Source organism: Sphingobacterium sp. GVS05A, from assembly GCF_019969845.1.
Lineage (GTDB): Bacteria > Bacteroidota > Bacteroidia > Sphingobacteriales > Sphingobacteriaceae > Sphingobacterium.
The window spans coordinates 582,838-607,423 of sequence record NZ_JAHXYR010000001.1; the positions used below are offsets into that span (position 1 = coordinate 582,838).

Genomic DNA, 24,586 nt, shown 5'->3' on the forward strand with positions numbered 1-24,586 from the left:
ATACGATAAATTTGTGATGTAAATGTATAAGGCAAATGTAAAAGAGAAAATCCCTGTTTTCTTTAGCTGAATTCAGGGATATTTAATTTTGTGCAGTATTTACTGCCATTATTTAGGGCAGCAGTGACTATCCTTCGACGCTTTCCAGTAATTGTTTTTCGTGAAGTTCAAAATATTCACCTCTTTTCTCCATTAACTCAAGGTGGGTGCCCTGTTCGACAATCTGACCTTGATCCATGACAAGAATATGGTCAGCATTTTTGATGGTTGAAATCCTGTGGGCAATGAAAATACAGGTTTTGCCCTTCATGATGCGGCTTAATGAGCGTAAGATTGTTTCTTCGGTTTTGGTATCAACAGCGGATAAGCAGTCGTCAAAGATCAATATATTTGGCTCTTTTACCAATGCTCTGGCAATGGACACTCGTTGTTTTTGACCACCCGATAGGGTGATACCACGCTCTCCAACAGCAGTTTCAAAACCATCTTCAAAAGCGATAATATTATCATATACAGCAGCGTCTTTAGCGGCTTGTTCGATTTGTTCCTGTGTGAAATGATCCAGTCCGAAACCAATGTTATTTGCAATAGTATCCGAAAATAAGAATACATCCTGTGGGACAAAACCAATTTGCTGACGTAGATTTTTGAAGTTGAGATCCTTTAAAGCAATACCATCGTATTGGATATTACCCTGATCTATATCGTACATCCGCAGTAATAGGTTGGCCAAAGTAGATTTGCCGGAACCCGTTTTTCCGATGATAGCCAGTGTTTTTCCGATAGGTACCTGGAATGATATATTTTTAATGGCCTGAATGCCTGTTTCGGGATAGGTGAACGAGATATTTTCTACCTTGATTTCACCTACGATTTCTTTATCTATTTTCCCATTGGCAATTGGCGATTGGGTTTCAAGGAACTCATTGATCCGTTTTTGTGATGCCGCGGCACGTTGTACCAGTGAGGTCACCCATGCTAAAGACATGGCCGGAAAGGTCAATTGATTGACATAGATAATAAATTCAGCAATATTTCCGGCTGTGACCGTTCCCTTGGCAACTTCAATCCCGCCGATATAGATGGTGATGACAGTACTGAGACCGATCAGCAATAAGATAAGCGGAAAGAAAACTGCTTGTACCTTAACCAGATCCAGAGCTGTGTTGCGGTAGACTGTACTTTCCTTTTCAAAGGCCTGCATTTTGTTCTGCTCCCGGGTATAAGTCTTGATTACACGGATTCCAGCGAAGGTTTCCTGAACAAAGGAGGAGAGGTTTGCGAGCTGTTTTTGGATTTTTAAGCTGCGCTTATTGATGATTTTATTGACAAAAAGGATAATGACAGATAGGACAGGGATAGGCGCCAATGCATAAGTCGCCAGTCTTCCATTCACACTATACATTGCATAAATGACCATGATGGACAGTACCACGGTATTAATGGCATACATAATGGCTGGCCCCAGGTAATTACGTACCTGGTTGACATCCTCCGTTGCACGGCTCATTAGGTCACCCGTATTGTTTTTGCGGAAAAACCCGAAATTCAGTTCTTGATAATGGTTGTAAATTTCATTTTTAAGATCATACTCGATATAACGGGAAGTCAGAATAATGGTCTGCCGCATAAAGAATAGGAAAATACCCCGCAGGAGAGAAAGTAGCAGGACCACAAACCCAAAGAACAACAGACTCGTGCCAAATACCTTATAAATAAGCTCCTGTCTGTCAAATCCGTCGAATAGGCGGTAGAGATAAATATTTTCCTGTACCAGGTCAAACGCTTCACGGATTACTTTGGCGGGGAGCACCCCAAAGTAATTGGAAATGATGACAAAAATCACCCCTGGAACCAGTTTCCAGCGGTATTTATAAAAGTACTTATTTAAGTAAGCGAGATCCTTCATATTATGGGTACAAAAATAGGACTAATTCGTCAACTCTGCTTTATATTTCGATGAAATTACTGTCATTGGGAAATCAAATGTTAAGTCTTGGATAAAAAAAGATATTATGCACAACGAATAATTTTCCTACTTTTGCATCAAGTACCTTAAAAAATTAAAACAAATTAGAGTAGTACATTTTATGTCAACATCTCAAAATTCTATTTTTGAATTGATGAGCCAGTCTGGCCATCAAAACTTATTTTTCTGTAATGATGAATTAGTGGGCTTAAAAGCTATTGTTGCGATCCATGATACCACATTGGGTCCGGCAATAGGAGGAGTTCGTATGTTGCCATACGAAACTACAGAAGAAGCTATTGAGGATGCTTTACGTTTATCCAAGGCCATCACCTATAAATCTGCAATCACTGGATTGAATTTGGGTGGCGGAAGTGCTGTTATTATTGGTAACAGTCGTTTGGACAAATCTGAGGTTTTATTGCGCCGTTTGGGCCAGTTTATAGAAGGGTTGAATGGTAATTTCATTGCGTCTTTGGATGTGGGTACCACCCAGCGTGATTTAGAATATATTTATACCGAGACAGATCATGTTGCTGGTTTGCCAAAAGCAATTCACGGTAGTGGTGTTGGAGATACATCAATTTTTGCAGCCCAAGGTGTTTATTTCGGAATTAAAGCCTGTTTGAAAGAGTTGTACGGATCGGAGAGTGTAGCAGGCAAAAAAGTTATTGTACACGGAGTAGGTAGCGTTGGTGAGCGATTGATCGCCATGTTGCGTGAAGAAAATGCACGTGTTTATGTAAGTGACATTACGGAAGAGAAAATGCTTAAGGTGGCGGCGAAATACAAAGCAGAGCCAATTCCATACAATGAGGTATTCGACCATGAGTTTGATGTCTATTCACCTTGTGCATTGGGCGGTACGGTAAATCCAGAGTCTGCACAAAAAATGCAATGTAAAATTATTGCAGGTTCAGCAAACAACCAACTGAAAGATGAAGTAGCGACGAGTACTATTCTTCACGAAAGAGGTATATTGTATGCACCGGACTACTTGATCAATGCAGGTGCATTGATTAGCTGTTATTCAGAAATTCAGAATTATGGTGTGGATCACACGGAGTTTGTGATCAAAAACATATATAATGCGACTAGAGACGTGTTGAAAAAATCAAAAGAAGAGAATATCTCTACTTTTGAAGCGGCCAATCGCATTGCGGAGAAGCGTATCCAAGATATTAAAAAAATCAAAAGATAGTCTTCTTTCCAAAATCGTTCTTATTTATTAGTTTATAAAAAATCGTTCTTTAAAATTACTATGTTAAACAGGAGACACCTGAGGGTAAAAGTAGTGCAAACGCTTTATGCGTACAGTCTTACAGAAGACAAAGACATCAAAACATTTGAAAAAGCACTATTAAAAAATGTGGATGAGGTCTACGAGATGTATATTTGGACACTGAATCTATTGGATGAGGTATCTGATTATGTATTGATAGACGCAGAAGGCAGAGCCAATAAGTTTTTGCCAACTGAAAAAGACTTGTCTCTAACGACCAAGTTAAGTACAAATACTTTTATTGAGTCATTAAGACAAAATCCGCAGTATGCCGAGGGAGTCAAAAAATATAAGATTTCATGGAGCTTTGATCCGGAGATCGTGCGCACGGTATTTTTACAGCTAAAAGATTCTGAAGCTTATTTGGAGTATTTACAGCAAGAAGATCGTTCGATCGGTACCGAAAAAGATATCATCAAACATATCTTTAAAAAGATCATTTTGAAATCACCGGTTATCGAGCAGGTTTTTGAGGAGAAATTTATCAACTGGCCTGTCGATAAAGAAGTGTTGCAAGCATTGATTGCGAAAACTTTTAAGAACTTCAGTTCAGAAGATCCGCGTAAAAACAAGCTTGCTGAAATCACGCAAAACTGGAACGATGATAGCGATTATGTCATTGCCTTGTTGGGTAAGACAATCCGCAATACAAATGAGTATCAGAAACTGATCTCTGATAAGACAAAAAACTGGGAATCAGATCGTATTGCTTTGATGGATACCCTATTGATGCGCATGGCAATATGCGAATTGGTGAATTTTCCATCTATTCCTGTGAAAGTGACAATAAATGAGTATATTGAAATTTCTAAGGTATTCAGTACATTGAAAAGTAATACATTTATTAATGGTATCTTAGATAAAATATTAAGCGACTTGAACCAACAGGGAAGAATCCAGAAGGCAGGTCGTGGTTTAAGGGATTAAAGATCAATCAACAAATGAAGAACTTTAGTAAATATTCAGTTTTAGCTTTGGCATCAGTGCTTTTCTTTTCTTGCGGAAATTCTCAAAAAGGAAAAGAAGAAGCTGCTAAGACAGGAACTGAGGCAGTAGCAACAGACAGTCTTTCTAAAGCTGCGGCACAATTGGGTAAGGTAGAATTTGCAGAGTCGGCTTTCGATTTTGGTCAGGTCAAAGAGGGTGCAGAAGTGAAACATACATTCGTATTGAAGAATACAGGTGATGCGCCCGTTATTTTGTCCAAAGTGACTGCTTCTTGTGGCTGTACACAGCCTGAGTTTTCAAAAAGCCCAATTTTACCGGGAGGAACATCGGATATCCATGTGACTTTCAAGAGTGAGGGACAGGTCGGTAAGCAGCAAAAGATCATCACGATCCAATCGAATGCTTCCAACGGTATGACGACTGTTCAGCTAAAGGGCGAAGTATTACCAAAATAACACATTATTAAACGATATAATAACAGATGAATACAGTATTATTACAAGCAGCAGGTGGGAGTAGCATGATGAGTTTTTTACCAATGGTTTTGATCATTGTTGTATTTTATTTCTTCATGATCAGACCACAGATGAAGAAGCAAAAAGACCATAAGAAATATATTGAAGAATTGGGCGTAAACTCTAAAGTTGTTACTACTGCGGGCATCCACGGACGCATCGTAGAGGTATCTGACACTACTTTCTTGGTAGATGTAGGTTCAGGCGTGAGAATTCGTTTTGACAAGTCTGCCATTGCTTTAGATGCTTCAAAAGCTGCAAATGCAACGGAGAAAAGCGCTTCATAAGGTTTTTCTTTAAAAAATTGAAAGCCAGTCTCCAAAAGGGACTGGCTTTATTTATTTTATATTACTCCACAATAGATGGAATTTGAAAAGTTGTCGCGCAGGGTATCCCATATACCCACATAAGCGTGATAATCACAATTTTTTCTACTTATCCCATTAAATTGTAATGAGCAGGCTCCCTGTCTCACTTCGGCGATTGAGGTTCTCAAATGAGATTCTCCATACAAGCCGATGAGTGCGAGATTGATTTTGTATATACTATCTTCATATTGCGCATTGGGAGCCCATTTAAGTTTGATCACATCGCCATGAAGGTTGATTTGACAGTTAGTCAATGGGACTAGCTGGCCCGCAAATACAAGTAGCTTTTCAGGGTTAACGAAAGGGTTATTATCTGGATCCATTTCCATGGCCTCCTTAAAAATATGGCGCTGAGCTAATTGGAATGCACCTATCCGGCTGCCTTTTTCTGCGAGGGACTGATAACCGAAATCAAATATTGCGCTATTGTCTCCAGCAAATCGTCCGGCAACTTTTTGTTTTTTTCTGTTGAGAAGCTCTGCTTCGCTGGGCGGGGAGGTACGTTTTCTTTTAGGGCCGCGTACAATATTTTGACCATTCAATATATAAGCACTGACAGAACCAAATTTTCCGGTAATAGGGCCATTGGGACCATTTTGTAAAATTGCCATAGTCGTTTCTTTCTATTGGTTTATAATCGTTGGTATACAACTTATTACCAAGTTAATATCAAATCCGCGATTAAAAGTCAAGTAACACTATTTTTACAGTGTATTAATAGGGGGTTAATAGGGATTTAGCCCTGTAATACCCCTGTTAACCCCCTGTTAACTCCCTGTATTTACCCTATTAATTCAAAAGTTGGTAATAAGCAATTATTATCTTGTACCTAACATGATGAAGAGCACTCCCTTAGATACTTTGACTTTCAAAAGTGATTTTAACTTTAGGAATTATCAACCATGGTAAAATAGAGAGCGTTATACTAGTGAAAATAACTTTTGTAACTTAATGACTTATGTTATCGATTATGAAGATAAATATTGATACTCGGAACAAGTGACTGACTGTATTAAGTATTCTTGCTGTATCGATGGTATTTTCTAATCTATAACTACCTGTTGACATAGTGATGTCAATTCAGACTGCTAATTTTAAGCAAATGAAAAAATCATGAGCAATCTAAAACTGTTTAACGGACAACATTGTGAAACTACTGCCACTGGAACTATACTGCGACAACTCGGAATTGAACTTTCCGAACCCATGCTTTTTGGACTCGGGGAGGGGCTTAGTTTTATCTATTGGAATATGAAAACAATGGATTTCCCTTTTTTGGGAGGACGCATAAAGACTGATCTGTTGACAAAGAGTCTCTGTAAAAACCTCAAGCTCGAGCTTTCTGTAAGGGAAACCACCTCGAAAACAAATGCCTGGCAACAGGTCAAACAGCTTTTAGATAAGGGGCAAATCGTCGGGCTCAAACTTGATGCCTACTACCTTGAGTATTTCACCAATCCGTTCCATTTCGCTGGGCATTATGTAGCGATTTATGGTTATGACAATCAAAATGCTTTTTTGGTCGATACCAGACAGCAGGGTGGGAAAGTCAAAACCTCGCTCGAAAGTCTGGCTTTGGCGAGAGCTGAGAAGGGGCCAATGGCATCAAATAATTTATACTACACGATACAGCGAACGAGTGAAGACTTTGACTTAAAAAAGTCTGTCATTACCGCTATTGTTAACAATGCAAACGAATATCTAAATCCGCCCATCACAAATATTTCTTACAAGGGGATTTTGAAGACAAGTCAGGAGCTTATAAAATGGTTTAATAGGAGTAAGGATGTAGCCACCGAATTTAAAATGGCTGCCAATCTGATGGAAAAAGCCGGCACTGGCGGTGCACTGTTTCGAAATTTATATCGCGATTTTCTAAAGGAAAGTTATGACCTGCTCCAGATTGAGCAACTTTATGAGGCATATCAAGAATTTGTGGAGATAGCCTTGTTATGGGGATCCGTTTCAGACTTATTTTATCAAATAAGTGAGACTTCTCGGAGCGAGTACATACAGCAAGCTTCGGAAACACTCAAAATCCTGGCGACAAAAGAGAAAAAGGTGATGGAGCGATTAGGGACTTTAAGTGGATACCTAAATAATCAGGTATCTTTGTAAAGAAATAGTTTTTAACTAAGTTTAATACGATGTATAACAACAAAGAAAATGCCTTACAGTCATTTAGTGAATCTGAGATTGCTTTGTTGAAGGAAGGCCTTAGCCGTACATTTAAAGAACGATTTGAAATGGCTACGCGTCTTTACAAAATTCAGCAAACGCTTAAAAAGGCTAAAATTCTACATAAACCCTTTCAAAAATAGGTTATGGATATATTTGATGAAGAGATCTTGAACTTTTTAAACTTATTGAAGGATGGCGGAGATTCCCAACCAAGTTTTTATCCCACCAAGAACTGATTTTTACGTAAATTGATTAAGTTTGTAACATGGCAAACGCAGTTCGATTAAATAAGACTCAGCGACGCAAGATCAACATCTTTGTGCGTTGTGTTGCAATTTCGTTGCTGGCTTGGTTGTTGTTTTCGATTTCCAACCAATATACAGTGTCTGTCAAGGCTGCGATAGAATATGTCAACCTGCCCGAAAAACGGGCTTTTCACCCACAACAATCGGATACAGTCAAAGTAAAGCTCGAGATGACGGGATGGCAATTCCTGTTTTCGAAAGCTGCATTGGAAACACCCAAAGTACAGGTGGATCTCAGCTCGCTGAAAACAAAAGATTGGATTGTATTTTCCAACCAGCTGGGATTTATCAACCGACAGTTTCCGCATGAACAACGTGTGGTGTCAGTGAGCCCTGATACCTTGTTTTTTGATTTTTCAAAACAAACACAGCGAAAGGTTCCTGTAAAACCTTTGTCCAATATCTTGTTTAAAAGGGGCTATGGTGTTATCGCTGATACGAAGGTTACGCCTGCATACGTGACGATTACAGGGCCGTATGAGGATGTTTCGACCATAGAATATTGGGAAACAGATACCGTACGTGGGAAAGAGGTAGAGACTGATGTGCGCACTGTGGCAAATCTTACCCGCAATCAAAAGGGAAATATCAATGTATATCCCACATCTGTGGAGGTGCTGATGCCGGTAGGGGAGTTGACGGAGAAAGTCATCGAACTGCCCGTAAAAGTTGAAAATGGACAGCGCTATAGTTCCGTGAGGCCCAATCCAAGTAAAGTGGTGATCACCGTGCTGATGTCGGTCAAGGATTATAATAATTATACATCCCGTGATTTTGAGGCTGTGGTAGATCTGGCCGATTGGGAGAAAAATGAGGTGCAATATTTACCAATCCTGCTGACCAAGGTGCCGGATTATTGTAAGATTATCAGTGTTGTACCACAGAATGTGGACTTCTTTGTACGAAAATAGGGAATAGAAATGGGGCTGAAAATAGGAATAACAGGCGGAATAGGTTCCGGAAAGACTTTTATCTGTAGGCTTTTTGAGGCTCTCGGTATACCGGTTTATAACGCGGATGAGGAAGCCAAAAGGTTGATGAATACCGATATACGGATCAAGGAAAAGCTTATTGCGCAGTTTGGTGAGTCAACTTACAAGGATGGGCTGCTGGACCGGGCATTCCTGGCCAATATGGTCTTTTCGGATAAAGATAAACTTGAACTCCTGAACGGTATTGTACATCCGATTGTCATCCAGGAAGCTAAGGATTGGGCTGAGCGGCAGACTACACGTTATTCGCTCAAAGAAGCTGCGCTACTTTTTGAAAGTGGCTCGTACAAAGAACTGGATTATACCATATTGGTTACTGCGCCAATGGATATTCGTATACAACGTGTTATCGAGCGGGATGGCGCAACTGAACAACAGGTACAGGAACGTATGAGCAAACAATTGTCTGACGAGGAGAAACTGCAGCTTGCGGACTTCGTCATCGTTAACGATGGAATCACTCCACTACTACCGCAAGTGTGGACATTGCATCAAAAATTTCTAAAATAAATATATGTCTATCATATTGTCTGACTTTCTGGTCAGAAAACCGGAAGGGTATTATTGCCGCTATGGCGACTTTTTTATCGATGCGGGTAGCCCCGTAGCACATAATGTGGTATCTCATGCCCATGGTGATCACGCTAGTTCGGGACATGATTATGTCTATTGTACAAATGGAACAGCATTGTTTATGAGCTATCGCTATAAGCAGAACCGTAAGGATTCCTATCAGGTCAAACTGTTTAACGGCACTTTTAAAATCGGTCCGGTGGAAATTACCTTTCTAGCGGCTGGTCATATATTGGGATCGGCGCAGATCTTAATGGAATATCAGGGGGTACGCTATTTGTATACAGGCGATTACAAATTGCAGGCTGATGAGACCTGTGAACCTATCGAAATGCAGCAGGCTGATGTATTGATCACCGAAAGTACTTTCGCAAATCCAGAAGTTATCCATCCGGATCCCATTCAGGAGATCAAGAAACTGGAGGGGCAGGCGAGCAATATTCTATTGGGAACTTATGTGCTGGGGAAGGCGCAACGGATCACAGATCTGATCAATAGGTATTGTCCGGAAAGAAGGGTGCTGGTACATAGTGGAATATTGCCTTACCACCGTCTATATGATGAACATGGACTTAAAAAAATGACTTATGAACCTTACAACCGTAGAGAGATGAAGCAGGGTGAGCAGAATAAGGTTTATCTGGTGCCGCCCATGACTTTCAATAGTTATTTTAGGGCGACAAAAGTATTGCGGGCCTTTGCTTCTGGATGGAAGCGACTACAGGCGCAGAATGATGTCGAATTGTATATTTCGGATCACGTGGACTGGAATGATATTCTCCATTATATTAAGATGGTTGACCCGAAAGAGGTATGGACATTGCATGGCGACGGGACAATACTCAAAAGTTATTTTGGCGATAGGTTAATGGTAAGAGATGTGCTTACAGCATAAAGGAGGGTATACCCTCCTTTATTATTTCATATTGATAATCTTGTCAACAACGTATACCGTATTGCCACGCCAAGGCAATACACCGTGATATTCTTTGTATTGAAGGTCAAAATATTTACCGCTATTGAGCTCAAGCTGACGAAATATAGAGTCATCTTCAATAGAAAATTCGAATTGGTTGCTGGCAATTCCGCCAGTCTTGACACTTCCAAACCCTTCCTGAATCAGCTTCCCCTCATAGGTCTTAAATATATTGCCTTTTTTGACAGCAAAATTTAAGTAGCCAGATTTCACCCCTTCACCAAATACGTAATAGTATTTCCAGTAACCATAGGATCCGAAGCCTACTAACAAAAAGAGGAGCAGGATAAATAAAAATTTCTTAAACCCAGACTTGGTCTTTTTTTGTTCCGGTAAATTTTCCATAATTTTTTCGCTAGTTTTTATTGTATTATTTTCTTTTCATTTTATTCTAATATGTTTTGGCGCAAAGCTGTCCATGTCCATCATACACAAGAACTCGGCCAATTATAAGGGTTTGATAAGTATAAGGTCTAATACTAGTTAGGTCTGATTAAGAAATTAACTGCCTGAGAATTGGTTTGATAAACTAATTATGTTAGTATTTTGTTGCGGTTTATAGTGATTCTTGCTAATTTTTGTAAATTTGGGTAATGGATTCGCCCCAAACATATCGTAAAATTATCCACCTGGATATGGATGCTTTCTATGCGTCTGTGGAGCAGCGGGATTTTCCTGAATATCGGGGCAAAGCTATTGCTGTGGGTGGTTCGCCTGACGGGCGAGGGGTAGTCGCTACGGCCAGTTATGAAGCACGGAAATTTGGTGTCAAGTCAGCCATGAGTTCCCGCAAAGCACTGCAGCTCTGCCCAGAGATCATATTTACCCGACCACGGTTTGAGGTATATAAGCAGGTTTCGTATCAGATCAGGGAAATCTTTCAGCGGTATACGGATTTAATTGAACCTTTGTCGCTTGATGAGGCTTTTTTGGACGTAACGATGGATAAACAGGGAATTGGTTCGGCCATTGATATCGCCAAAGCGATCAAATCTGCCATTAAAGAAGAGCTTAATCTGACAGTCTCTGCGGGAGTTTCGGTCAATAAATTTGTCGCCAAGATTGCCTCCGATATGGATAAACCCAATGGCCTGACATTTATAGGCCCTTCAAAGATAATGAAATTTATGGAATCCTTACCGGTAGAGAAATTCTTTGGCGTGGGCAAGGTGACCGCCAGGAAAATGCACGAACTGGGTTTATTTACGGGGATGGATCTCAAAAAGCAGCGTGAGGACGATCTGGTGCGTTGGTTTGGTAAGACCGGACATTTTTTTTACCGTATTGTCCGTGGGATAGACGAACGGCCGGTTACACCCAACAGGAACAGCAAATCTGTTGGAATAGAGGATACTTTTGAGGCTGATATCGAAACTTTTGAAGAACTGAACGCCATATTGCAAAGACTGAGCATACAACTTTGGGGACGCATCGGCAAAAAAGAAATATCGGGCAGGACACTGACCTTGAAACTAAAGTATGCGGATTTCGTGCAGCTGACGCGAAGCCTGACACTGGATACAAGTTTCGACTCTGAAGAGAAAATCTATGCGACAGCCCATAGTTTACTGAGTAAGATTACGTTAGCAAATAAGGTGCGGCTGCTGGGGATTTCGATCTCTAATTTTGTTGATGAGACAGATTTTCCAAAAGAGGGTGTCCAACTCGCTCTTTTTGAGAATTATCAGTAAGAGGGGATAGCTATCACCTGTACATGGAGCTGAATAAGCTTGTTACAGGTAAAATTGTCGTTATTTACCACAATTCTTTATCTTAGCTGAAATAATTAATAAACATATCCAAGAATTAATGAATACAGTATCAAGAGTGCTCTTAGGTGCATCTATTGTGTTTTTTGTGCATGATCTCACTTTTGCACAGAAGAAATTGGATTTTGCGCAATCCTGGGGACAGAAACAGTCTTTAACCGTGCGCACAAATCAATATCCGGGCTGGGCGGATGGAGCCGCTTATCTGGAAAATGACGTCAACGACAGCAGGCTCTATCAGGTCAACGTCAAATCGGGGAAGAGAAGTATCTATACAATTCCTGCCAAAGAGGGGACGGTGGTCTATGTAGAGAAAAATGATATTTTTATCAAAAATGGCTCAGGTACTCCAAAGAAATTGACCAATTCACCTGACGTTGCGGAACAGAACCCAACTTTATCGCCCGACGGTCAATATGTTGCTTTCACACGTAAAAGCAATTTGTATAGTTTGGAGGTCGCTACGGGGAAAGAGGCGCAGTATACAAATGATGGTACCGATGTAATTTACAACGGTTGGTCTTCATGGGTTTATTATGAGGAAATTTTGGGACGTCCTACAAATTATAAGGCTTTTTGGTGGTCTCCGGATAGCAAGAAGATCGCTTTTATGCGTTTTGATGATACCAAAGTACCTATGTTTCCGATATATTCATCCAAAGGACAACATGGTTATCTAGAGGAAACACGTTATCCGAAAGCAGGCGATCCTAACCCTGAGGTGAAAGTGGGTATCGTTCAACTGAATGGCGGAAAGGTGACCTGGGCGGATTTCAATGAAAAGGATGATCAGTATTTCGGCCAGCCTTACTGGGCTTTCGATAGTAAAAATTTCATGGTGCAATGGATGAACCGGGATCAGAATAACCTGAAATTTTATCAGGTGGATCCAAATACTGGTTCGAAAAAGGAGATTTATGATGAACGCCAAGCTTCTTGGATCAACCTGGATCATGACGAGCGTATTACTTACCTTGCTGACAATAAATATTACATCTTAAAATCAGATAAAACCGGTTGGGCGCACTATTACCTGTATAAATTGGATGGAACATTAGTGAACCCGATTACATCCGGCGATTGGCAGGTGACTGAAATCAAACGGATAGACGAGAAAAATAAGGTGCTTTATTTTACCGCACGTAAAGAAAATTCGGCTCGTTTCGATCTGTACCGTGTGGATTACTCGGGTAAAAATCTGAAACGTTTGACCTTTGGTGAATATTCACATGATGTCAACGTATCGCCTGACGGAAAGTATTTTATCACCCGATATTCTAATGTGAGCACACCGGATCGTTTTGCCTTAGTGGATAATCAGGGTAAAGTGGTGCGTCAATTGGCGGATAGCAAAGCTGCGGACTTTAGTTCGTACACCTACGGTAAAACGGAGTACTTACATATTAAATCGGATGACGGTCTATTTGATTTACCATTGACGATCACTTATCCTACGGATTTTGACAAATCGAAAACTTATCCTGTTGTTTTCAGTATCTATGGTGGTCCAGATGCGGGTACTGTGAAGGATACCTGGAAAGGTACGGGCAATCAGTATTGGGCGAATGAAGGTGTTATCCAGGTATCAGCGGATCACAGGGCTTCTGGTCATTTCGGTAAACAGGGCGTAGCTTATATGCACCGTAATCTAGGACATTGGGAAATTATCGATTATTCTACGATTGTAAAATGGTTGAAATCTCAGTCTTGGGTAGCTAAAAACAAAGTATTGATCACAGGCCATAGCTATGGTGGTTATATGACTTGTCTGGCGATGACTAAAGCTGCCGATGTATTTGACTTTGGTATTGCTGGTGCGCCGGTAACGTCTTGGGAGTTATACGATACCCATTATACCGAACGTTGGATGGATACGCCTCAAGATAATCCTGAAGGTTATAAAGCGGGGTCGGTATTGACTTATGCAAACAATTATAAGGGCGTACTGCGCATTATGCATGGTGATATGGATGATAATGTTCATCTACAGAATACAACGCAACTGGTTGATAAATTAACAGATAGAAGTGTACCTTTTGAATTGATGATCTATCCGGGCAGCCGTCATGGATTTGACCGTTCAAAAAGTAAATATGACTTTAACGAGCGTGCACGCTTCTACTATCAATATCTATTGGAGAAACCTCTTCCAAAAGAGTTTAAGTAGATTGCTGGGGTCCGGAATTTGAGTCTGGAAAATCTCAGTATCTCTATGTGATTACAGAAAAACACGCGGTTCAGCTAAAGCGCGTGTTTTTTTTGTGTGTGGTTAGTTGATTCTTTTAAATAAGCAATCGGGAATCTCCCATTTGATGGGATTTACTTCTTTGACCGGATCATAACTTAAAATCTCAGGGTATTCATTTCGTTCGAGCTTATCAACAATATTTTTCAAAATAGGTCTTATTTCGGGCCAATCTTCGGCATATAATGCCAAGGTCGAGTACCTTTCAAGCAGCCAATAAACCATAAGAGCGATTGCTTTATCGCAGTATTTATGTTCAATTACAGTTTGATATACGTCGAATTCGCGATGTTTCAATAAGACGGCGATGTTGTACAATTCAATGGTGCTATCACTCCGTCTGATCTGATTGATCAGATGTTCTCCAAACCAGCTATGAACTTCCGTTTCTTCTAAATAAATATAGGGTTCCTCTCCCTGGCTTGCTTGCAAAACGACTGCTGGTATTTTTGGAGCTTGTGCAATTTTTTCAGCGGGATCGTAACTGATGTCTGTTTTGAGATAAAACCCTTTTTCAGAGTTGTTTATAACCGTTTTTATAATATCGAAGTTTTCGTCAGTTCCTTTTCTTGTTTTCCAGCTTCGACGAATAGCTTCAAAAGGATAGTTATCCCAGAATAACATCAGGGCAGTAGCCTCACTACAAAATGGGCTTTCAACGATCCATTGTTGGATGTAGAAAAAACATTGTGTCGCTAATTTATGAAGCTCCCAGGGTGTTTTTAAAAGCTGAAATTCTTCAAATTCCATGTGACGATAGGCATCCTCTGTTTCCATACCTGTTGGTTGTGTCTTATAGTGATTTTGCTTTAACTTATTTTTGGCTGTTTGGTCGTTCTGCGAAACCGTATTTTTCCGATCAATCGCATCTCTCGCTGAAACGGTAGATGACTTTGTCCGGATGTTCTAAAATAGCAAAAATCCCAGAAAATGAATTGAATGTTTAGACCGTCATACGTTTTTTTTAACACATTTGACGTGGATTTTTACAGGCATTGAAATAAAGCTGAGGCTATAGATGCCCTGAAAAAATAGTTGGATCGAATATGATGTTAAAAAACTTAAAAAATGTCAATTTTATGTGGGTGTAAATTGTTGAAAATTAAAAATAATGGCATCTTTGTAAAAGTTTATACAAAGAAAAAATGATTCAATTCCTAAAGGAAAGTACTTTTGCCGTAAATGAAGTTTTTAATAGGTCGTGGGAACTATTGAAAAAGCATTATTTTTCTGTTGCTGGCCTATGTTTTTTACTGTTTATAACCTCTGGTTTATCCAATTTCCTGGCAACGACGATCAGTGATTTTAATGTGGTACTCAGTGGTTTTATGGCCTTCTTTTTTATGATCATGTATTTTGGGCTGAACCTTACATTGTTTAAATACATCCTCAATCTGATCGATGGTAACCAGGATAAGAAATTGATCCATTGTATACCAAGTTCAAAAGAAATCGCTTATTTTTTCGGTGCGATGTTGAGTATCATGGTACTGTCTATTGCCTTATTGATGATATTAGGAGCTGTATCGCTTCCATTTTTGTATTTATTTGAAAATGGCGAAAATCGGGCAGAAATCATGAGTAAGTTTACTGTCTTTGTCGTTTTTGTGGCAGCAATACTGACATTTATTTTGATTATTCGCATCGCATTTTATCCTTTTTTTATTATTGATAAACATGCGGGAACTTTTAAATCACTACGCTTTAGCTTTGCGTTGACCAAAGGCAATGTTTTCAAATTATTATTAATCTTGGCCGTATTTGCTTTTTTTCAATTGCTGCAGATGTATTTTAATTATTTAGAATATTACATAATTTTTATTATTTTGAACCTTGTGAGCTCGTTCTTAGTGGTACCTTTGGCTAGTATTGTTGTTTCGGTTGCGTACCGGGAAATGATGTCGGACTATCACGGTGGAGAGGACCCGAAGATTTTGAATAATATATTTTAATAAAGAGAGAAGGTTTTGAGTAAAAAAGGAATTGCCATTTTAGGGGCAACGGGTAGTGTCGGTACACAAGCCTTGGATGTTATTAGAGCCTTTCCGGATAAGTTTGAAGCGGTTGTTCTGACTTGCGGTAGCAATGCTGAACTATTGATCAAACAAGCGTTGGAGTTTAAACCAAAATCGGTCGTTGTGACCGATCCAATCCAATATAAAAAAGTTAAAGAAGCCTTAGCGTTTCAGGATACGACGGTATTATTTGGTGAAGAGGGATTGATTGAAGTGGTGCAATATGCCGAAATCGGTATTGTCTTAAATGCAATCGTGGGTTCCGCAGGTTTAAAACCTACGGTAATGGCTATTCAATCCAGAAAAGATATTGCCTTGGCAAATAAGGAAACCCTTGTTGTTGCCGGGGAATTGATTATGGCCTTGGTCAAAGAATACGGTGTCAATATGTTGCCTGTAGATTCTGAACATTCGGCAATCTTTCAATGCCTGGTCGGTGAGGACCAAAATCCGATTGAAAAAATTTATGTGACGGCATCTGGCGGTCCTTTTCGTGGGAAGAAGCGGGAGGAGTTGCTGCAGGTAACGAAAACACAGGCCCTAAAACATCCCAATTGGTCTATGGGGGCCAAAATTACCATAGATTCAGCTTCTTTGATGAACAAGGGACTGGAGGTGATCGAAGCCAAATGGCTCTTTGATCTAGCTATCGATCAGGTGGATGTCATCGTACACCCACAGTCGATCGTGCATTCCCTGGTTCAATTTAAAGATGGATCTATGAAAGCACAAATGGGTGTTCCGGATATGAAGCTGCCTATTCAATACGCATTGACTTATCCCGCCCGTTTTGAAAATAATTTTGAACGTTTCAATTTTATGGACTATCCAACGCTTCATTTTGAAAAAGCGGATATGGAGACTTTTCGAAACTTGGCCCTGGCTTACGAAACACTTCGCGCCGGTGGAAATAAATCCTGTATATTGAATGCAGCAAATGAAGTTGTCGTGGCTGCTTTCCTCGCTGATAAAATTGGCTTCCTGGAAATGAGCGACGTCATCGAAAGTACATTGGAAAAAGTGGAATTTATAGCCAATCCAACACTGGAGGACTATCTGGAGACGGATAGGCTAGCAAGGTTAATAACAAAAGAAATAATCAAAGATTAAATATAGAAAGCATACATGGGTGTTTTAATTATGGTCGGACAAGTGATTTTAGGCTTGTCAATTTTAATTGTTCTACATGAGTTAGGACATTTTTTAGCAGCACGTGCATTTGGAATTAAAGTGGAGAAATTCTATTTGTTCTTTGATGCATGGGGAGTGAAATTGTTTAAATTCAATTATAAAGGCTGTGAGTATGGTATCGGCTGGTTGCCTCTTGGTGGCTATGTGAAGATTGCCGGTATGATTGATGAATCGATGGATACTGAACAATTGAAGGGCGAGCCGCAACCTTGGGAGTTCCGTTCAAAACCAGCATGGCAGCGTCTGATCGTGATGTTGGGCGGTATTATCGTTAATATCGTCGTTGGTGTCGTTGTCTTTTGGATGTTGACCTTTAAGATGGGTAATACAGATGTCAAGATGGATCAGTTAGTAAACGGTATCGTACCGGGATCCATTGGTGAATCTATCGGTCTTAAAGCCGGTGATAAAGTAATCGCAATAGATGGACACCGTGTTGAAAACTACTCCGAGTTGCTCGGTTCTAAAGTATTGATGGGCGGTGTAGTCCTTACAATAGAGCGTGACGGTGCGACAACAGAAATCAAGGTTCCAGCAGACTTATTGAATACCTTGTCTGATAAAAAGGGAGAGAAATTTATTGAACCTCGTTTTAAAACAACAAGTATCGCACAAGTGGCTCCAGGATCAGTGGCAAGCAAGATGGGTTTTACCAAAGGGGATAGTATTGTCGCCCTAAATGATACTCCAGTGCCTTTCTTTGATCAATTCAGAACGTTAGTTAAAGCAAATATCAATAAACCTGTTGTCATTAAAGTAATCCGTTCGGGAACGGAGGTTCCCCTAAAAGGAAACGTACCAGCGGATGCAATGTTAGGTATCAGTGTCAATCATGATAATTCGATCAAGTCGTTTACAACGAATTATTCGCTTATGGAAGCTTTTCCGATCGGTGCTAAAAAAGCATTTACGGTAATCACAGATAATGCGAAAGGATTCGGTAAAATCTTCAAAGGGGAGGTACGTGCTGATAAAGCGCTATCTGGACCTATCGGTATTGCCACATTATTCGGTACTGAAGTGGATTGGATTCGGTTCTGGTCTTTGGTTGGTATGCTTTCAATGGCGCTTGCATTTATGAATTTGTTGCCTATTCCGGCACTGGATGGTGGTCACGTCGTATTCTTACTGATCGAGATGATTCAAGGCAAACCGCTGAGTGAAAAATTTCTCGAAAAAGCACAAATGGTCGGATTCTTTATCCTTTTGGGTCTGATGGTGTTTATATTCGGAAATGATATTTTTAAATTGTTCAAATAATTTATCGCCCAGATGTCCCTATGTATTTCTTGTAATAGGATGGATACAGTACAGGTTCGTAGCATTTGGAATAAACAACAATAAAAAGTCACTTATGTATCTTGTTGAAAATAAAAAATATAGATCAAAATCTTGATGTTAATGGTTTCAACGGCTATATGAGATGATAAAAATAAATAATTCAACAAAAAATAGGGGAGTTTTCTTTTGGAAAACTCCTTTTTTATTTCTTACATTTGACCATGGACGGAAGAAATAGAGCGGATGTAAAGCCCGGAATGTTGGTTAATATCATTCTGAAAAAAGACCAGCGCACGGGGAATCTTACAGAGGGCATTGTAAAGGATTTACTGACATCCTCATCTTATCATTCAAGAGGGATAAAAGTAAGGCTGACAGATGGTCAAGTAGGACGAGTGGCTGAAATTATAGAGGATGACTTTTAACAATATCGTATCGCTATAGTAGCTCTCTCGACTACTCCTAATATTTTAGATGTGTTGTCTAAATGAATTTATTGCTACCTAATGATGTTCTTATTATTCGATCTAAATTGAATTTAATAGTTGTGTTGTGTTGCACTTTTTTCAAATAAGATTTGCATAGTAACATAATTCTTATTAACTTATTTCTAAGTTTTTTATTTTATTACATATTTATAGAATTTTATTGTATTAATTAGTTGAATGATCTCTTTTTCGAATGGATACCAAAAGTAAATGTAAGATTGTCTACGCAGATGATGCGATGATCCATCATGTTATGATGAAGGCCATGGCCCAATCCCATTCATTGGAATTAGTTTATTGTGCCTCTAATGGTAGAGAACTTATCGACTATTTGATTGAACATAATAAAGCGCTTCCTGAGGTGTGCATATTGGATCTGCACATGCCGATTTTGAACGGTATCGAAACCGCAAAGATCGTTAGAGACAAATTTCCTTCGATTCGTATATTTGGTCTGACCTCGAGTAGTGATGAAAGCGAACGGATTGAAATGTTGGCCGGAGGGGTGGAGCAGATCTTCGCGAAAGAGGATATGTCCGCATTGTTACAACAACTCTAGCAAAAAGCATAAAAAAGCCTAACAATTTGTTAGGCTTTTTCGTTATTTTCCAGTGCTTCCTTAAATTTTAAAAGTCTGACCCATGCCGGGCATTTGCTCAGATCTTTTTTCCATAATCCAACATGGATAAAGCTTGTGCTGATAAATCTTTCCACATCAAACACTTGCATATCTTGTTGTATTTCCAGTGATTTGGGTAATTCCCTGGACTGGAAATATTGTTGTAATTCTTCTGGTGTCATAAGACAAAAATAGCGTTTTTAATTCATTATCTCCAACCACCACCTAAAGAACGGTAAAGATCCACAAATCCATCCAGATGCTGCTGGCGTAGCTCAACCAGATCCAGATCGCTATCCAGGGCATTACTTTGGGCTGTGATAACTTCTAAATATGTAGCATAGCCACTTTTGAAGAGCAGGTTTGCATTTTTTACCGCAAGATGCGCGTTATCCACTCTTTTTTTTGCAAGCTCGAGCTGTTCCCGCTGCTTGTCTACCGTAACTACAGCGTTGGAGACTTCGGCAACTGCTTCGACAACTCGCTGTTGAAGCTGAATTTCGGCCTTATCCCGTTCAAGTTTTGCAACTTCATATTGTGTTTTTAATGTTTTGTTTTTGAAAATAGGGGTGGTCAGATTGCCGGTGATGCCACCTAATAGTGCACCGGGGATGTTGAACCAATTTCGGGGAAGCATGGAATTTACGCCCAGTACACCGCCTATATTCAGCGAAGGATAACGCATAGCCTGTTGTATATTTGCATTGGCATTGGCCGCCATCAATTGAAACTCGGAGGAACGGATATCTGGTCGATTGCGTATGATTTCAATGGGCGAACCAAGCGATATATCCTTGCTTTCTGCAAACAGATGTTCGTATGAAGTGCTTCGCTTGATGCTGTCCGGGAGCCTTCCTGTTAATGTCTGAAGTGCATTCTCTTGGATCGTAATCTGTTTTTCCAATTCTGGGACAAGGGAGGCTGCCAATAGACGCTGCGATTCTGTCTGTTGAATGGCCAGTGCGGTAATCTCACCTGCTTTGTATTGGAGCTTAATCATACGTAATGTGCTATCGTTCAATTGAACATTACGTTTGGCGACTTCAATTTTAGCATCTAACATCAACAGATTGAAATAACCTTTAGCAACAGACGTGATAATATTGGTCTGAATGGCATTTTTGGCTTCCTGTGTGTCTAGGTATTCCGCCAGCAGCTGTTCTTGTTTGCTGCTAATTTTTTTCCAGATATCTATTTCCCAGCTGAAACTGATGTCAGATCCAAATTGAGATTGGTAAACAAACATATTTTCTGGCGCTTTTTCACCTTTGTGTTCATAATATTTTGCCAATGGTCCACTCGCAAAATCTTTCGATCGCCAGGTACGGTTTCCATTAGCTATGGTGGCACTGACACTTGGTAGATAATTTGACTTATTTTGAGCCATTAGCCTGTTGGAGATCTGTAAATTGAGCAGCGCTGTTTTCATTTCAAAATTATTGGTCAGTGCCGAATCGATCAGTAACTTGAGGGTAGGATCATGAAAGAACGATTTCCAATGAATCAACCCCATGCTTAAGGTATCACCAAAATAATCTAAGGTGTCACCACGAAAGGTTCTGGGCAATTTTAGTTTGGGCTGAACGTAATCTTTACCGACTTTACAGGCATTCATCAAAATCAATAAGCCCGTAGCTATAAATAGTGCTGAAAAGTATTTTTTTATGTCCTTCATTCTTCTTCTTTAGCTAGTTTATCGTGTAGTTTTTCATCCAGACCTTTGAAGACAACAAAGAGTACCGGAATAATAAAGATGCCAAAGGCAACTCCCAATAGCATACCGCCTGCGGCACTGAAGCTGATGGAGTGATTGCCGATAGCCGAAGGGCCAACAGTCCACATCAGTGGAACCAGGCCGGCAACGAAGGCAAGACTGGTCATTAGGATTGGTCTTAACCTTAGCTTTGAACCACTGATGGCGGCTTCCACAATAGTTTTTCCATTTTTGCGTTCCTGTACGGCAAATTCGACTATGAGGATCGCATTTTTAGCCAGTAGACCGATCAGCATGATCAATCCAACCTGGACATAGATATTGTTCTGTAGGCCAACAAGGTTAATGACCGAAAAGACGCCGATTAGACCGACAGGAATGGATAGTAAAACTGCCCAGGGCAGGATATAGCTTTCGTACTGTGCGGACAGTAAAAAGTATACAAATAAGATACTCAATACGAAAATCAGGATAGTCTGAGATCCAGATTGACTTTCTTCATAGCTCATACCAGTCCATTCATAGCCATAGTTTCCGGGTAGTTTTTCATCGGCTAGCTTTTGGATGGCTTGCATAGCATCATCGGTACTATAGCCTTCTGCTGGTGTGATATTGACGGAAATTGCATTGTATAGATTGTAACGGGTAATGGTTTCGGGGCCGACAGTTTTTTCCAGTGTCAGAACGGTATTGATGGGCACCATCTCGCCTTTGTTGTTCCGTACGAAAATCGAATTGAAAGACGCTGGATCTTTGCGGAAATCAAAATCGGACTGTACATACACGCGGTACTGACGGCCAAAACGATTAAAGTCACTGGCTTGCACCCGTGCAAAATAGGAGCGTATGGTGGACATTAAGTCTTTGATCTCAACACCGAGTGATTTTGCTTTGACAGCATCAATATTCACTTCGTATTGGGGGAAATTTGATTTAAAACTGGTGTAAGCACTACGGATTTCAGGACAGGTATTCAGCTGGCTGATAAAAGTATCTGCAATCGTATTAAAGTCCCTCACATCACCGCCCATACGATCTTGAAGAACCATCTCTATACCGGCAAAATCACCGAATCCCTGTACTGTGGGCCTGGGAAATACCGTAAATGTAGCCTCATTTATTTGTGCAAGGTCATTCCTGATTGTATCCATAAAGGCGTTTATGTTTTTGATGTGCTTGCGTTTGGCATGTGGTTTAAGTGTAATATACCCCGCAGCAAAGGCTGGACTCGAACTACCGTCCAGTGCATTGAAACCAGAGACTGTCGTCATACCCTCGATATCTTTTCTTTTTTTCAATATACTGTCTGCACGATAGAGTACTTCTGTCGTACGGTTTAATGAAGCCCCAGGGGGAAGAGCAATGTTATAGGTGATAAAACCGTCATCTTCAGTTGGGATAAAACTCTTTGGCGTTTTGATCATTAAAATGACTCCGATTGCAGTAATCAATACCAGGCTTATCCAAGCTATTTTTTTATGGTTGATCAATAACTGTACAATGGATACGTATCGAGCGGTCAGGCGATCAAACGAGGTATTGAATGCTTTAAAGAAACGATCCTTAAACTGGTTGATTCTTGATTTAGCTTCTTCTTCTTCTTTTTGCTTGGGGGCTTTGAGCAATAATGCACATAGGGCAGGGCTCAATGTCAATGCATTTAGTGCTGAAATTAGGATCGCTGTCGCCAGCGTGTAAGCAAATTGTCGATAAAAGATACCCGCTGGACCCTCCATAAAACCAACAGGCAAAAATACCGCTGCCATGACCATGGTAATGGAGAGGATGGCACCGGTAATTTCTGACATGGTCGACAATGTCGCCGCTCTAGCTTTTAACCCCGTACTATGCATCTTCTCATGGATGGCCTCCACAACCACAATGGCATCATCGACAACAATACCGATGGCCAATACAAGGGCAAACATCGTCAATACATTGAGCGAGAAACCAAAGAGCTGGAGGAAAAAGAAGGTACCAATCAACGAAACAGGTATAGCGATCGCTGGAATTAAGGTCGATCTAAAGTCCTGTAAGAAGATGAAAACAATGATAAAGACCAAAATGAATGCTTCGAAAAGTGTGTGTTCAACCTGGCTGATGGACTCATCAATTTGGTCACGTACAGAATAAGTCACTTCATAATGCAATCCCTTTGGGAATGTCTTGGCCTGTTCTTCGAGTACTTTCCGTACAGCGATATCAATATCATGGGCATTGGAGCCGCTGGTTTGCGTCAGATTGAGTGTCAGTCCGGGATGACCATTGACCTTATTGTCACTACTAAGATTTGTTGCACCAAATTCTACACGTGCAACATCTTTGAGGTATAGCACCGAACCATCATTGTTTGTCTTGATGACGATACCCTGAAACTCTTCGGGTGTGGTAAAGCGTCCTTTGTGCCGAATGACCGTTTCAAATGCCTCATCGGAAGTTTCACCAAATTTACCTGGTGCTATCTCAAAGTTTTGATCTTTGATGGCATTCATGATGTCCTGTGGTACCAGATTATAAAGGGCCAACTTTTCTGGATTTAGCCAAAGCCGCATGGCATAATCCCTTGCACCGAGCCGCGATACTTGTGCTACGCCATCTACACGTAATAAAGGACGCATAAGATTGATCTGTGCGTAAGCTTGTAAAAAGGTTTCATCGTAGGCCTTATCTCGATGATCCGAGTAAAGATTAATGGTCATGATAACCCCTGTCTGGCGTGGCATGACGGTAATCCCTGCTTCGTTTACTTCAGCAGGAATAGAGCTGATCGCTTTGGATATACGGGTCTGCACATTGACTGAGGCAATGTCCGGATTTGTTCCGGTCTTAAAATAGACGGACACACTACCCGAACCGGAGTTGGATGCAGACGATTTGATATAGGTCATATCTTCCACACCATTAATGGCCTCCTCAATAGGTAATAAAACACTTTTTGCTACTGTCTCAGCATTTGCACCGGGGTAACTCAGTGATACAAGGACACTAGGTGGTGCTATCTCAGGAAATCGAGATACAGGGAGCAGCTTTAATCCCACCAAACCCAATATGACTAAAATAATAGAAATAACCGTGGCTAAAACGGGTCTATTTATAAAGGTTTTTAACATATAATAGAATTTTAGACATAGCTCGGGCAAACCTGAAAATAGGTT

23 protein-coding genes are annotated in these 24,586 nt (G+C 40.3%); 16 read left to right on the plus strand and 7 right to left on the minus strand.

Annotation, left to right across the window (positions count from 1 at the left end):
* Positions 1-127 precede the first annotated feature (127 nt).
* Positions 128-1,909 carry an ABC transporter ATP-binding protein gene (locus tag LC454_RS02525; RefSeq protein WP_223578873.1) on the minus strand — a complete coding sequence of 594 codons (1,782 nt, stop codon included), beginning with the start codon at positions 1,907-1,909 and terminating at the stop codon, positions 128-130.
* Between the two features lie 181 nt (positions 1,910-2,090).
* Here LC454_RS02525 and LC454_RS02530 point away from each other — a divergent pair, with 181 nt between their 5' ends.
* Genes LC454_RS02530 through yajC form a run of 4 tightly spaced genes read left to right on the plus strand, consistent with a single transcriptional unit; the run spans position 2,091 to position 5,001 of the window.
* Positions 2,091-3,170 (plus strand): Glu/Leu/Phe/Val family dehydrogenase, encoded by a 1,080-nt coding sequence (locus tag LC454_RS02530; RefSeq protein WP_120258321.1) that lies wholly within the window; start codon positions 2,091-2,093, stop codon positions 3,168-3,170.
* Positions 3,171-3,230: 60 nt separating this feature from the next.
* The gene (nusB, locus tag LC454_RS02535; protein ID WP_108632211.1) at positions 3,231-4,178 is read left to right on the plus strand and encodes a transcription antitermination factor NusB; all 948 of its coding nucleotides are present in this window, start codon (positions 3,231-3,233) and stop codon (positions 4,176-4,178) included.
* Between the two features lie 14 nt (positions 4,179-4,192).
* Positions 4,193-4,654 carry a DUF1573 domain-containing protein gene (locus LC454_RS02540; protein WP_120258319.1) on the plus strand — a complete coding sequence of 154 codons (462 nt, stop codon included), beginning with the start codon at positions 4,193-4,195 and terminating at the stop codon, positions 4,652-4,654.
* 26 nt (positions 4,655-4,680) lie between these two features.
* Positions 4,681-5,001 (plus strand): preprotein translocase subunit YajC, encoded by a 321-nt coding sequence (yajC, locus tag LC454_RS02545; protein ID WP_120258318.1) that lies wholly within the window; start codon positions 4,681-4,683, stop codon positions 4,999-5,001.
* Between the two features lie 56 nt (positions 5,002-5,057).
* On the opposite strand, the gene LC454_RS02550 is transcribed toward yajC, so the two are convergent.
* Positions 5,058-5,693 (minus strand): hypothetical protein, encoded by a 636-nt coding sequence (locus tag LC454_RS02550; RefSeq protein WP_223578876.1) that lies wholly within the window; start codon positions 5,691-5,693, stop codon positions 5,058-5,060.
* A 502-nt stretch (positions 5,694-6,195) separates the two neighbouring features.
* On the opposite strand from LC454_RS02550, the gene LC454_RS02555 reads away from it, so the two are divergent.
* The 5 genes from LC454_RS02555 to LC454_RS02575 all read left to right on the plus strand — a co-directional run bounded on the left by LC454_RS02555 (position 6,196) and on the right by LC454_RS02575 (position 10,028).
* Complete coding sequence (locus LC454_RS02555) at positions 6,196-7,200, plus strand: BtrH N-terminal domain-containing protein (RefSeq protein ID WP_223578879.1); 1,005 nt, start codon at positions 6,196-6,198, stop codon at positions 7,198-7,200.
* 29 nt (positions 7,201-7,229) lie between these two features.
* On the plus strand, positions 7,230-7,403 hold the full coding sequence (locus LC454_RS02560; protein ID WP_223578881.1) for a hypothetical protein: 174 nt from the start codon (positions 7,230-7,232) through the stop codon (positions 7,401-7,403).
* Between the two features lie 125 nt (positions 7,404-7,528).
* Complete coding sequence (locus LC454_RS02565; protein WP_120258309.1) at positions 7,529-8,479, plus strand: hypothetical protein; 951 nt, start codon at positions 7,529-7,531, stop codon at positions 8,477-8,479.
* Positions 8,480-8,488: 9 nt separating this feature from the next.
* A complete protein-coding gene (gene coaE / locus LC454_RS02570) occupies positions 8,489-9,070 on the plus strand; it encodes a dephospho-CoA kinase (protein WP_223578884.1) in 582 nt (193 codons plus the stop codon).
* Between the two features lie 4 nt (positions 9,071-9,074).
* Positions 9,075-10,028, plus strand: a complete 954-nt coding sequence (locus tag LC454_RS02575; protein ID WP_223578887.1) for an MBL fold metallo-hydrolase — start codon at positions 9,075-9,077, stop codon at positions 10,026-10,028.
* Positions 10,029-10,049: 21 nt separating this feature from the next.
* Here LC454_RS02575 and LC454_RS02580 read toward each other — a convergent pair whose 3' ends face one another.
* Positions 10,050-10,454, minus strand: coding sequence for a hypothetical protein (locus LC454_RS02580; protein ID WP_121121613.1), 405 nt, complete (start codon positions 10,452-10,454; stop codon positions 10,050-10,052).
* Positions 10,455-10,702: 248 nt separating this feature from the next.
* Between LC454_RS02580 and dinB the strand changes: the two genes are divergently transcribed.
* A complete protein-coding gene (gene dinB, locus LC454_RS02585) occupies positions 10,703-11,800 on the plus strand; it encodes a DNA polymerase IV (RefSeq protein WP_223578902.1) in 1,098 nt (365 codons plus the stop codon).
* Positions 11,801-11,918: 118 nt separating this feature from the next.
* Positions 11,919-14,045 carry a S9 family peptidase gene (locus LC454_RS02590; protein ID WP_223578904.1) on the plus strand — a complete coding sequence of 709 codons (2,127 nt, stop codon included), beginning with the start codon at positions 11,919-11,921 and terminating at the stop codon, positions 14,043-14,045.
* Between the two features lie 102 nt (positions 14,046-14,147).
* On the opposite strand, the gene LC454_RS02595 is transcribed toward LC454_RS02590, so the two are convergent.
* The gene (locus LC454_RS02595; RefSeq protein WP_223578907.1) at positions 14,148-14,900 is read right to left on the minus strand and encodes a hypothetical protein; all 753 of its coding nucleotides are present in this window, start codon (positions 14,898-14,900) and stop codon (positions 14,148-14,150) included.
* Between the two features lie 368 nt (positions 14,901-15,268).
* Here LC454_RS02595 and LC454_RS02600 point away from each other — a divergent pair, with 368 nt between their 5' ends.
* The 5 genes from LC454_RS02600 (at position 15,269) to LC454_RS02620 (ending at position 19,657) form a co-directional block, all read left to right on the plus strand.
* Complete coding sequence (locus tag LC454_RS02600; protein ID WP_223578910.1) at positions 15,269-16,075, plus strand: beta-carotene 15,15'-monooxygenase; 807 nt, start codon at positions 15,269-15,271, stop codon at positions 16,073-16,075.
* A 15-nt stretch (positions 16,076-16,090) separates the two neighbouring features.
* Positions 16,091-17,248 (plus strand): 1-deoxy-D-xylulose-5-phosphate reductoisomerase, encoded by a 1,158-nt coding sequence (locus tag LC454_RS02605; protein WP_223578913.1) that lies wholly within the window; start codon positions 16,091-16,093, stop codon positions 17,246-17,248.
* Between the two features lie 15 nt (positions 17,249-17,263).
* Positions 17,264-18,589 (plus strand): RIP metalloprotease RseP, encoded by a 1,326-nt coding sequence (gene rseP, locus LC454_RS02610; RefSeq protein ID WP_223578917.1) that lies wholly within the window; start codon positions 17,264-17,266, stop codon positions 18,587-18,589.
* Positions 18,590-18,831: 242 nt separating this feature from the next.
* The gene (locus tag LC454_RS02615) at positions 18,832-19,035 is read left to right on the plus strand and encodes a YwbE family protein (protein WP_046674525.1); all 204 of its coding nucleotides are present in this window, start codon (positions 18,832-18,834) and stop codon (positions 19,033-19,035) included.
* Positions 19,036-19,291: 256 nt separating this feature from the next.
* Positions 19,292-19,657 carry a response regulator gene (locus LC454_RS02620; RefSeq protein ID WP_223578920.1) on the plus strand — a complete coding sequence of 122 codons (366 nt, stop codon included), beginning with the start codon at positions 19,292-19,294 and terminating at the stop codon, positions 19,655-19,657.
* Positions 19,658-19,686: 29 nt separating this feature from the next.
* Here the strand turns inward: LC454_RS02620 and LC454_RS02625 are convergent, their stop codons facing one another.
* Genes LC454_RS02625 through LC454_RS02635 form a run of 3 tightly spaced genes read right to left on the minus strand, consistent with a single transcriptional unit; the run spans position 19,687 to position 24,541 of the window.
* Positions 19,687-19,899, minus strand: coding sequence for a DUF6965 family protein (locus tag LC454_RS02625; protein WP_120258298.1), 213 nt, complete (start codon positions 19,897-19,899; stop codon positions 19,687-19,689).
* A 26-nt stretch (positions 19,900-19,925) separates the two neighbouring features.
* The gene (locus LC454_RS02630) at positions 19,926-21,392 is read right to left on the minus strand and encodes an efflux transporter outer membrane subunit (protein ID WP_223578923.1); all 1,467 of its coding nucleotides are present in this window, start codon (positions 21,390-21,392) and stop codon (positions 19,926-19,928) included.
* A complete protein-coding gene (locus LC454_RS02635) occupies positions 21,389-24,541 on the minus strand; it encodes an efflux RND transporter permease subunit (RefSeq protein ID WP_223578926.1) in 3,153 nt (1,050 codons plus the stop codon). The genes LC454_RS02630 and LC454_RS02635 overlap by 4 nt, the downstream gene beginning before the upstream one ends.
* Positions 24,542-24,586: the final 45 nt, after the last annotated feature.